Annotated in this window: 8 protein-coding genes, 6 tRNA genes and 1 rRNA gene; 12 read left to right on the top strand and 3 right to left on the bottom strand. The window is 45.1% G+C overall.

The window, feature by feature from the left end; translation table 11 throughout:
• The 10 genes from BUA79_RS09790 to BUA79_RS09745 form a co-directional block, all read left to right on the top strand.
• Positions 1-235: ribosomal RNA gene (locus BUA79_RS09790) — 23S ribosomal RNA — on the top strand; the annotation flags it as partial.
• A gap of 64 nt (positions 236-299) precedes the next feature.
• Positions 300-373: transfer RNA gene (locus tag BUA79_RS09785), tRNA-Asp, on the top strand.
• Positions 374-417: 44 nt separating this feature from the next.
• A tRNA-Val gene (locus BUA79_RS09780) sits at positions 418-490 on the top strand.
• Positions 491-511: 21 nt separating this feature from the next.
• Positions 512-593, top strand: a tRNA-Tyr gene (locus BUA79_RS09775).
• A 23-nt stretch (positions 594-616) separates the two neighbouring features.
• Positions 617-690: transfer RNA gene (locus BUA79_RS09770), tRNA-Met, on the top strand.
• Positions 691-762: 72 nt separating this feature from the next.
• Positions 763-835, top strand: a tRNA-Phe gene (locus BUA79_RS09765).
• A 10-nt stretch (positions 836-845) separates the two neighbouring features.
• Positions 846-918, top strand: a tRNA-Lys gene (locus tag BUA79_RS09760).
• Positions 919-1012: 94 nt separating this feature from the next.
• Entirely contained in the window at positions 1013-2305 is a 1293-nt protein-coding gene (locus BUA79_RS09755; protein ID WP_073994240.1) for a hypothetical protein, read from the top strand.
• The gene (locus tag BUA79_RS09750; RefSeq protein WP_073994239.1) at positions 2298-2972 is read left to right on the top strand and encodes a DUF6320 domain-containing protein; all 675 of its coding nucleotides are present in this window, start codon (positions 2298-2300) and stop codon (positions 2970-2972) included. The genes BUA79_RS09755 and BUA79_RS09750 overlap by 8 nt, the downstream gene beginning before the upstream one ends.
• Positions 2973-2994: 22 nt before the next feature.
• Entirely contained in the window at positions 2995-3909 is a 915-nt protein-coding gene (locus BUA79_RS09745; RefSeq protein WP_073994238.1) for an alpha/beta hydrolase, read from the top strand.
• 13 nt (positions 3910-3922) lie between these two features.
• On the opposite strand, the gene BUA79_RS09740 is transcribed toward BUA79_RS09745, so the two are convergent.
• Genes BUA79_RS09740 through BUA79_RS09730 form a run of 3 tightly spaced genes read right to left on the bottom strand, consistent with a single transcriptional unit; the run spans position 3923 to position 6589 of the window.
• Complete coding sequence (locus BUA79_RS09740) at positions 3923-4681, bottom strand: ABC transporter ATP-binding protein (RefSeq protein ID WP_242941680.1); 759 nt, start codon at positions 4679-4681, stop codon at positions 3923-3925.
• The gene (locus BUA79_RS09735; RefSeq protein WP_073994237.1) at positions 4674-5576 is read right to left on the bottom strand and encodes an ABC transporter permease; all 903 of its coding nucleotides are present in this window, start codon (positions 5574-5576) and stop codon (positions 4674-4676) included. Before BUA79_RS09735 ends, BUA79_RS09740 begins: the two co-directional genes overlap by 8 nt.
• Positions 5576-6589 carry an ABC transporter substrate-binding protein gene (locus BUA79_RS09730; protein WP_094757415.1) on the bottom strand — a complete coding sequence of 338 codons (1014 nt, stop codon included), beginning with the start codon at positions 6587-6589 and terminating at the stop codon, positions 5576-5578. Before BUA79_RS09730 ends, BUA79_RS09735 begins: the two co-directional genes overlap by 1 nt.
• 399 nt (positions 6590-6988) lie before the next feature.
• Here BUA79_RS09730 and BUA79_RS09725 point away from each other — a divergent pair, with 399 nt between their 5' ends.
• Positions 6989-8494 (top strand): FUSC family protein, encoded by a 1506-nt coding sequence (locus tag BUA79_RS09725; RefSeq protein ID WP_073994236.1) that lies wholly within the window; start codon positions 6989-6991, stop codon positions 8492-8494.
• Between the two features lie 68 nt (positions 8495-8562).
• Positions 8563-9972 (top strand): NAD(P)/FAD-dependent oxidoreductase, encoded by a 1410-nt coding sequence (locus tag BUA79_RS09720; RefSeq protein ID WP_073994235.1) that lies wholly within the window; start codon positions 8563-8565, stop codon positions 9970-9972.
• The last annotated feature ends 14 nt before the right edge of the window (positions 9973-9986 follow it).

Genomic DNA, 9986 nt, shown 5'->3' with positions numbered 1-9986 from the left:
ACCGGGATGGACTGACCTCTGGTGCATCTGCTGTCTTGCCAAAGGCATGGCAGAGTAGCCAAGTCGGGACGGGATAAACGCTGAAGGCATCTAAGCGTGAAGCCCCCCTCAAGATGAGATATCCCATGGCACAAGCCAGTAAGACCCCTTGAAGACGACGAGGTTGATAGGTCAGGGGTGTAAGTACAGCAATGTATTCAGCTGACTGATACTAATAGGTCGAGGGCTTGACCAAGAGGTCATAGGCGGATGTCTGAGTTTCTTCTGTGTGCAGTTTTGAAGGTGCAGCATATATATGTGGCCCGATGGCTCAGTTGGTTAGAGCGCCGCCCTGTCACGGCGGAGGTCGTGGGTTCGAGTCCCATTCGGGTCGTTTTACCCAGGACAGGACCGTAAGTGAATATGGAAAGCAAGCATGGGATCTTAGCTCAGCTGGGAGAGCATCTGCCTTACAAGCAGAGGGTCACAGGTTCGAGCCCTGTAGGTCCCATTTAGAATATATAAATACCATGGATGGATTCCCGAGTGGCTAAAGGGGGCAGACTGTAAATCTGTTGACTGCGTCTTCGAAGGTTCGAATCCTTCTCCATCCATTTTTACAAAAAAAAAAGAATATCGCGGGGTGGAGCAGTCTGGAAGCTCGTCGGGCTCATAACCCGAAGGTCATAGGTTCAAATCCTGTCCCCGCAACTCAAACTTGATAAGCTACGAAAGAAGGATTACTTGGTAATTCTTTTGTAGCGTAAAGACAGGTTTAGATGTGCCCAGATAGCTCAGTCGGTAGAGCAGAGGACTGAAAATCCTCGTGTCACTGGTTCGATTCCGGTTCTGGGCATTTTGAATGAGGGCCATTAGCTCAGTCGGTAGAGCACTTGACTTTTAATCAAGTTGTCCGGGGTTCGAATCTCCGATGGCTCACTACATCTTTACAAAAGCCGTACCTACAATTGTATAGGTGCGGCTTTTTTGCATATCTGAAAAAACTATAGGGGATGTCCGGGGGATATGGATTATGCGGAAAAAAGTCAGAAAAAGGCATAAGGAAACAAAATGGTATAAACTGGATAATACGGCCAACATTTTTCCGGTGATAACAAATGAGAGTATGGCCAATGTATACAGGCTTTCAGTTACACTGAAAGAAGAAATAAATCCTGAGCTTTTGCAGACGGCACTGGATGAAATACTGCCATGGTTTAATGTATTCAGGGTTCGTCTGAGAAGAGGGATATTCTGGTATTATTTTGAGACTAACCATAAGGATGCGCCAAAAGTCGCGGAAGAAGTAGATTTTCCCTGCCGCTACATCGATTCAAATTCCAACAATCACTATATGTTCCGGGTGACATATTATAAAAACAGGATTAACCTTGAGGTTTTTCATGTACTGACAGATGGAATGGGAGGCTTTAATTTCCTGAAAGAGCTGACATACCAGTATCTGCGCCTGAGCCACCCCGAGCTGGTGGATACTGTATCAGATACGTTGTGCAGTGACACATCTCTGGATGACGAGGACAGCTACCTCAAGAATTATAAAAAAAGTGCGCAGAAACAGTATAAAACAGAAAAAGCATTCATAATAAAGGACGAAAAACTGAACCCTATGGAGATGGGAGTGTTTCATGGCTACATAAATATTCCGCAGCTCAAAGAAGAATGCAAAAAAATGGGAGTGAGTATCAACCAGTTTTTGGTGGGAACGCTGATATGGAGCGTGTACAAGGAAGCCCTTCATGAGAGCCCGTCCGAGAAAGCAATTAACATTTGCGTGCCGGTAAACCTGCGTCCTTATTTCGACTCCATCACGACCAGAAATTTCTTTGCCGTTCTTTCTGCTTCATTTAAGCCGGGAAAAGAAAATTATACCTATGAAGAGGTCATGATGGAAGTTGCGGCGGACCTGAAATCCCAGACGAATAAGGAGAATCTGGAGAAGCTCTTTTCTTATAATGTGGCCAATGAAAAGCGGATCATTGTCAGGGCTGTACCTCTTTTCATAAAGAATATTGCGATAAAGGCGGTCTTCCGAGCATCAGCCAGAGCAAACACGGCAACCCTCACCAATATGGGCTCGGTGGATATACGAGATGAATATGAAGGTTTCATAGAAAAATTCCATGTGATTCTATCCGTTTCAGCCAGGCAGAACCTAAAGTGCGCGGTATGTTCATACAATGAAACGCTGGCCTTTTCCTTTAGCTCCTATCTGTCCGGGACGTCCATACAGAAAACTTTTTTTAGAAAGATATCAGAAAAGGGGATCAATGTCTCAATAGAAAGTAATGGGGTCTATTATGAATAGATGCAGAAAATGTAATGTTGAAGTTCTGGATAATTCTCTGATATGTCCGCTGTGCAGCAGTGTACTGGAACATGGGGCGTCCCAGGAAGAAGACAGGGAACAGGCATATCCGGACATTCGGAGCAAAGTCCGTAAGTTCAATGTTTTGTACAGGATATATTATTTTATGGCAATTATAGGCATAGTTGCAATGGCGGTGATTAATTATATTACCTTTTCCGGAATATTTTGGTCTGTGATTTCCGCAGGAGCGGTCGTTTACAGCCTGATCACCTTAAAAACAGTCATACAGAATAATACAAAGCATACCATTACCATTTTTATCCAGACGGTTGCCTGTATTCTTTTGGTGCTGATAATTGACTTCGCAATAGGCTACAGTGGATGGGCTCTGAGCTTTGCAATTCCCTTTATTGTTCTGCTGCTGAATCTGGCCATTATTGTTTTGATGATTGTGAACCGGGCAAACTGGCCAGGGTATATACTCTTACAGATATTTTCTCTGGTGACGAGTTTGATTCTTCTGATACTAGCCCTGACGAAAGTTTCGGACCAATTGTTTTTCTCCTTGATTGCCTTTGCTGCTTCAGTGGCATTATTCACGGGAACGCTCATTATCGGTGATAAACCGGCAAAAACTGAAATCAAAAGACGTTTCCGAGTCTGATTTATATTGGAAAGGGTGCCAGATGAAATATCATGAATCGAGTATACAGGGCAGATTTGTCCGGGAACTGATCCGTCAAATCCGTTCTGATAATTTACTTGGGAAAAAATTAAAGGATGGAACCTTCAGAAAAAAGATGAAGGAAACGGAGCCGGACTACCGGGTACCGGAGGGATTCAGACTGACGGGGATCAAATTAAAAAACTTTTATATGGAGTATCTTGAGGCGGAGGAAGAGGGATTTGAGAAGGTTATCCTGCAGCTTCATGGTGGAGGATACGTCGGGACGCTGACCAATATTTACAGGAAGTTCGCAGAAATATATGCTAAAACCGGGAAAGCGGTAAGTGTCCTCAGCATTGACTACAGAGTCGCTCCAGATAACCCTTATCCAGCCGCCCTGGAGGACGCCGTTACTGCGTATTTCTGGCTGAAAGACAAAGGATTTCTGGATGAACAAATTATCCTAGCAGGGGATTCTGCAGGGGGTGGATTGGCAATGGCAACATGTATGTACCTGAGGGATCATGTGGGACTCCGGCCGGCCGGAGTCCTGACGATGTCGGCATGGGCAGATTTGACTGCCTCCGGGCAATCCTATTCTGAAAATTTCGAAGTTGACCCGGTCTTTGGCAATACCAGGGATAGTATTGTGTTCAACAGTGAATATATCGGAGATGAGGACCCTAAAAATCCGTATATTTCACCGGTGTTTGGTGACTTTTCGGGATTTCCTCCGATGCTGATGCAGGTGGGAACGGAAGAAATGCTGCTCAGCGATACCCTTACCATTGCAGCCAAAGCCAAAAATCAAGGTGTGGATGTTTGCCTGAGCGTGTATGAAGGAATGTTTCATGTATTTCAAATGGCATTAAAATTTATTCCAGAATCAAAAAAAGCCTGGCAGGAAGCCGCTGAGTTTATCAGCAGGCTTTAGCCAGAACCTTCTTTTATTCGTACATTCCTGCCAGCTGGAGGGGATCCAGAAGCTTTTTCTCTTCTGCACTGAATTCCTGTTTAATCCTCCCGTTGGCAAGGGCTATCATCCGGTTTCCATTTTCCAGGGCATCCTTGACAGAATGAGTAATCATAAGGGTTGTTATGTGATATTTATCTACAAAATAGTTCGTCAGCTCCAAAATCTTCTTGGAGATTGCCGGATCCAGGGCTGCCGTGTGCTCATCCAGAAGCAGAAGCTTCGGTTCAGAGATGACGGTCATCAGGAGGGAAACCGCCTGTCTCTGCCCACCGGACAAAACTCCCATCTTTGTATTCAAACGGTTCTCCAGCCCCATATCTAACATATTCAAAATTTCATAAAAGTAAGCCATATCCTTCCGGTTCAATGGAAAAATAGATTTGCCAGCCTTTCTGGTATATGCCAGAGCCAGGTTTTCCGCAATGGTCATATTGGGGGCTGTGCCCTTCATGGGATCCTGAAATATCCGCGATATTTCGTAGGCCCTCTTATAATCTTTCATAAATGTAATATCTTTTCCGTCCAGGAGTATGCTTCCCTCATCTATGTCGATCGTTCCGCTGATGGCATTGAACAGGGTGCTTTTTCCAGCCCCGTTTGAGCCAATAATGGTAACGAAATCCCCTTCTTCGAGGGTAAGGGACATATGATCCAGGGAAATTTTTTCATTAGGAGTATCCTTTAAAAATGTCTTGCATATATTTTTGACTTCTAAAATCACTTTACCCATTTTTCGAGACCCTCCTTTTTTTTGCGTATCGGTTCATCATCCCACGAAATGTCGGGAATCCCAATGCAACGATTACGATAAGGGTTGAAATCAGGTTCAGGGCAAAGGAGGGAAGCAGGTTGACCTTCAGCGCCAGAGCTATGATCAGGCGATATACGATGGAACCCAGAACAGTAATAATGAGACCTCTTGTTACACCGTTTTTTCGGAACAGCGTTTCGCCAATGATAATAGACGCAAGTCCCACAACAAGAACACCAGTGCCTGAGTTTACGTCCGCAAATAGATTATAGTGACAGAGCAGCGCTCCTGACAGAGCAGTAAGAGCATTGCCTATGGCAAGTCCGATACATTTTGTCCTGTCTGAATTAATAGAGGAATTCCGGACCATGTCATCATTATCCCCTGTGGCCCGTATGGCAATACCCAGCCTGGTTTTGAAAAACACAGCCACAATCAGGATGGTAACAGCGGCTATGATTGCCAGGAGAGAGGTTTCAGATATGAGCTCATTTCCAATAATGCCGTAAAAATCGGTGAATATGGTGCTTTTTCCAATCAGGGAAATATTTGCCTTTCCACTCATGACATAAAGATTAACAGTATAAAGGCCAGTCATGGTGAGAATACCGGCAAGTATGGCAGAAATCCTGAACTTAGTATGCAGAACACCGGTAATCAGTCCTGAAATCGCACCGCAAAGCATAGCCGCAAACAAACCGGCCACGGGATAACCGGCCACTGTCAGAACTCCTGCAACAACCATACCCAGGGTAAATGAACCCTGGGTAGTCATATCTGATATATCCAAAACACGGAACGGGACATAGAGCCCCATCCCAAGAAGACCGTATATGAGTCCCAATTGTATGGAACCGATAATCAATAGAGACATTAGTTTTCACTTCCTACCAAAACAAAAGTATTTTTAATTTCATCGGTCAGTTCAATTCCGAGAAGTTCAGCCTCGGTGGTATTTATGACCTTGGAATATTCAGAGATGGATTCAACCGGATTGTCGGATATCGGGCTTCCCTTCAGGATACGAATTGCCATATCGGCAGTCTGTTTTCCGAGAAGTGTATAATCGATGCCTACTGTAGCGGTTCCGCCGTCGATTACCATGGAATCTGCCCCTACAAAAATGGGAATTCCGGCCTTATTGGCTACATCTACATATGTTGGCATGGCGGAAGCAACCGTATTGTCATCATTGGTAAAGAAAGCATCTACCTCAGAAGCAAGGGAGCTTGCAACCTGCTGGAGTTCGGAAGTGTTTGTAATTGTTCCTTCTTTATAAGCGATTCCAAGGCCGTTTAGATAAGCTTTTGCCTTCTCCATTTTAACGCTGGAGTTCACCTCAGAGGAGGTATACAGAAGTCCAAAGGTCTTGATGCCCGGATCCAGGTAGAGAGCCAGGTCGATAATATCTTCTACAGGAATGTTATCAGAAACACCTGTGATATTGCCGGTTGTCTCGTTCAGGGAAGTTACAAGACCTGCTTCAACCGGTGAGCTGACGGCCGAAAATACGATAGGGATATCGGAGGTAGTCGTAGCGGCTATTTGGGCGGTGCCGGTTGCAATCGGTATCAGGATATCCACATCCTCCGAAACAAGTTCCTGCATGATGCTGTTCAGCAGGGAGGTGTCGTTGTTTGCATTTTTGACTATGATTTCAACATTGTCCCCCAGTTCCGCTTCCAGCTGCGTTGCTATGGCATCGGATATCTGGTTCAGGGAACGGTGGTCCATGGGCAGGATGATGCCCACCTTATAGACTTTCTGGCTGCCATCCTCCGTGGTAGTTTCGCTGCCGCTGTCGGATCCTCCGCATGCCGTAATGGAAAATGCTGCCAGAATACATGATAAAACCAATGCGATAAGCTTCATTCCTTTTTTCTTCATTATTGCTTCCTCCTTGGATTTGTCAGCAGTTGTCTGCCGGTGAAAAATAAAATAAGCCTGTCCTCTAAAGGACAGACTGAATATCTGCGGTACCACCTTTTTTGGTTCTGTGACAGAACCCACTTTTACGAAAATGCCTATACATTCTCTGCCGTTAACGCCGGCGGACGTCTAAAATACTAAGCCAGACGGCTTTTCCTCTCGCCCTCTGCGGTCCATTTGATATAAAGTAATCTGCAGGGTTCCAGCAATTCCCACTCTCTGTAAGCACTTTTATACCGTTATCTCCGCTTCATCGGTTTAGTGGATTATATCAGATAGAAAATTCGCAGTCAAGAATAAATTGATTGTGATTAGACAATATGGTAATCTAATATAGCGATAAAGGGGGTGAAATGCATGAGTCTTTCAATCTTAAAAAAATATTTCAAGAGGGCATGGGCACCGACGTTAGTGATAACGATTATTTTTTTTGTGAACTATTTTTTGTTCGGAATAGAAAACACCCTGATAGGGCCATTTGCAACCCTCTCCTATCTCCGTTTCCGCAATATGCGCCATCATTATGGATGCATGATAAAAACTTTTCTTATATATGCGGGTATGGCGCTGATTGCCTGGCTGGCGCTTCTGAACCTCGGACTAAATATTGTTATGAATGCCGCAGCGCTTTTCATGATTGCCAACTACATCATTGACGAATATAATCCCAACAATTATTTTCCGGCAGGGATGGCATTAATCTTCTTTCAGATTTCTCCCGCAAGGGGAACAGAAATCCTGACCAGGTGGATGGCTCTGTTCGTTTCCTTTGTGATTATTTTTTTGTTCATTGAAATCACCCAGAGAAGAAAAAAGACCTGCATACTTGAAGAGTATGCGAGAGAAGGGTTATCCTTGAGCTATGACCTGGCAGATGCGGTGGAGGAAAGAAACCAGGACAAGAAAGATAATCTGCAGAAAGATATCTGCAGCCTGAACCGAAAAATGAGCTACGAAATTTATTCGGATAATCGGGCGGCCTTGAAATTCCAGCCGGATGCAAACCGGTATTGCAGATTTCTTGTCTGTTTTCAGACCGCTCAATATCTCGCCCAGCAGGGCGATGCGCAGGGGATAAGAAAACTGGTCGCAGAATATGAAGCCGCTCTGGAAGACGATACGGTTACAACAGATATCCGTAAGCTGAAATTGAGGGAGGCCAAGCCGGACGTCAGGAGATTTCGGTTTCGCTTCGCCCTGCGCCAGGTATTGATCGTCACTCCATGCCTGGTATTCGGGTATCTGGTACCGGAGTATAACAGTTATTGGATGGCAATTTCCGTGTTCTTTATGATGATTCCGATATACGAAAATACGATGAAGCGGATTATTCAGAGGGTCAGGGGATCCCTGGCCGGAATCATCATCTGTATGATATTGTTTGCGATATTCAAATCTTTTTGGGCGCGGGTCGTTCTGATGACCATTTTCAATTTTTTGATTTACTGTGTAGATAGCTATGCATTTATGGTCACCTACATCACCGGATCAGCTCTGTCGCTGAATCTTCTGGAGCCCAGCGTGCCACTGATGATGCTTCAGCGGATTGGATACACCTTGGTGGGGGCGGGGATCGCTTTCCTGGCCAATAAATATGTTTTTCCAATCCGTGTTAAAAATGAAATGGGGTATATGCAGAAGCTTCTGGAAAAAATTCGGCAGCAGATGACAGAAATATATTCATCTGAACTTGCGCCTGGGGATGTGCAGCACAGGACCAACAGCCTTATAGTAAAATCCTATATGCTGATTGACCGGATCCAGGAATACAATAATACCCTGAAAGAAGAGGAAAAAAATCCTGAACTGGACAAAAATCTTCGCAATCATACCCTGTTCATGGCAGGTTTTTTGAATAAGTAAGAATAGATTGAAAAAAATCATAATTCAAAGTAGAATTAAGCTAGCAAATGATTAAGGAAGGTGATTGCATGAAGTATGATATCATCATAGTCGGAGCCGGACCGTCAGGGATATTTACAGCCCTTGAAATGGTTAGAAAAGGTCCAAAAAAGAAGATATTGATTATAGAAAAAGGAAAACCGCTGGAAAAAAGACGGTGTCCAAAGTCTCTGACCGGGGAATGTGTGAACTGTAAACCGTACTGCCACATTACCACAGGGTTTTCCGGAGCCGGTGCTTTTTCGGACGGCAAATTATCCCTCTGCAGCGAGGTGGGAGGAGATCTTCCAACCCTGATCGGACACGAACTGGCTCAGGAGACGATCGATTATACAGACAAGATCTATCTGGAGTTTGGAGCCGATGATAAGATCGAGGGTGTCGGACATGATGACAGGCTTAAGGAAATCCGCAAAAGGGTTATCCAGTCCGGCCTGAAGCTGGTGGACTGTCCGATCCGCCATCTGGGAACGGAAAAAGCCCATGCCCTGTATTCGGAAATCCAGAATTATCTGTTGGACGAGGGTGTTGAAATGATGTTTGATTCCCATTGTGAGAATATCCTGCTGGATAATGCCACCTGTAAGGGCGTTGTGGTTGAGGATGTTTATGGCAGAAAACCAGCTGTTGAAATCATGGGTGACCATATCATTATTGCGACGGGCCGAAAAGGGGCGGATTGGCTGGAGAGGGTATGCGAGGAACATCAGATTGCGCATCAGCCGGGCACGGTCGATATCGGAGTCCGGGTGGAAGTCAGAAATGAAATTATGGAAGAAATCAATGAAGTTCTGTATGAATCCAAAATAATCGGGTACCCCAAACCTTTTAAGAACAAAGTCAGGACCTTCTGCCAGAACCCGGGAGGGTTCGTAAGCCAGGAAAAATATGACAATGATCTTACCGTGGTAAACGGTCATTCCTATAAAAACACAAAATCAGATAATACCAATCTGGCCATATTATGCTCCCATAACTTCACCGAGCCATTCAACCAGCCGATTGCGTACGCCCAGAAGGTGGGGGAGCTTACTAATATGCTGGCAAACGGGCACATCCTTGTTCAGAGATTTGGAGATATACTGGACGGCAAGAGAACCTGGGACAAGGAACTGAGCCAGTCGAACGTGAGGCCAACTCTTCCGGACGCCATAGCGGGCGACATAACGGCGGCAATGCCCTACAGGGCCATGGTTAACATAATCAATTTTATCCAGGCGGTGGATCAGGTCGTGCCCGGATTTGCCAGCAGGGAAACGCTCCTTTACTCGCCGGAGCTGAAATTTTACAGCAACAGGGTGAAGATGGATACCAATTTCAATACAAATGTAAAGAGGCTTTACTGTCTTGGGGACTCCAGCGGGTGGACAAGAGGGCTCATGATGGCTTCCGTAATGGGTGTGCTGATGGCAAAAAGGCTGTTGGAGATGGAGGATTAATTGAAGGCAGGAAA

Source organism: Parasporobacterium paucivorans DSM 15970 (assembly GCF_900141895.1).
GTDB classification, from domain to species: domain Bacteria; phylum Bacillota; class Clostridia; order Lachnospirales; family Lachnospiraceae; genus Parasporobacterium; species Parasporobacterium paucivorans.
Note: the sequence above shows the minus strand (reverse complement) of the source record. Positions and strands in the feature narration are given on the sequence as shown.

What these genes read in the sequence shown, in the direction of transcription:
- BUA79_RS09740 (WP_242941680.1), bottom strand. Translation starts at nt 4,681, where the DNA reads ATGGGTAAAGTGATTTTAGAAGTCAAAAATATATGCAAGACATTTTTA.
- BUA79_RS09750 (WP_073994239.1), top strand. Translation starts at nt 2,298, where the DNA reads ATGAATAGATGCAGAAAATGTAATGTTGAAGTTCTGGATAATTCTCTG.
- BUA79_RS09725 (WP_073994236.1), top strand. Translation starts at nt 6,989, where the DNA reads ATGAGTCTTTCAATCTTAAAAAAATATTTCAAGAGGGCATGGGCACCG.
- BUA79_RS09720 (WP_073994235.1), top strand. Translation starts at nt 8,563, where the DNA reads ATGAAGTATGATATCATCATAGTCGGAGCCGGACCGTCAGGGATATTT.
- BUA79_RS09730 (WP_094757415.1), bottom strand. Translation starts at nt 6,589, where the DNA reads ATGAAGAAAAAAGGAATGAAGCTTATCGCATTGGTTTTATCATGTATT.
- BUA79_RS09735 (WP_073994237.1), bottom strand. Translation starts at nt 5,576, where the DNA reads ATGTCTCTATTGATTATCGGTTCCATACAATTGGGACTCATATACGGT.
- BUA79_RS09745 (WP_073994238.1), top strand. Translation starts at nt 2,995, where the DNA reads ATGAAATATCATGAATCGAGTATACAGGGCAGATTTGTCCGGGAACTG.
- BUA79_RS09755 (WP_073994240.1), top strand. Translation starts at nt 1,013, where the DNA reads ATGCGGAAAAAAGTCAGAAAAAGGCATAAGGAAACAAAATGGTATAAA.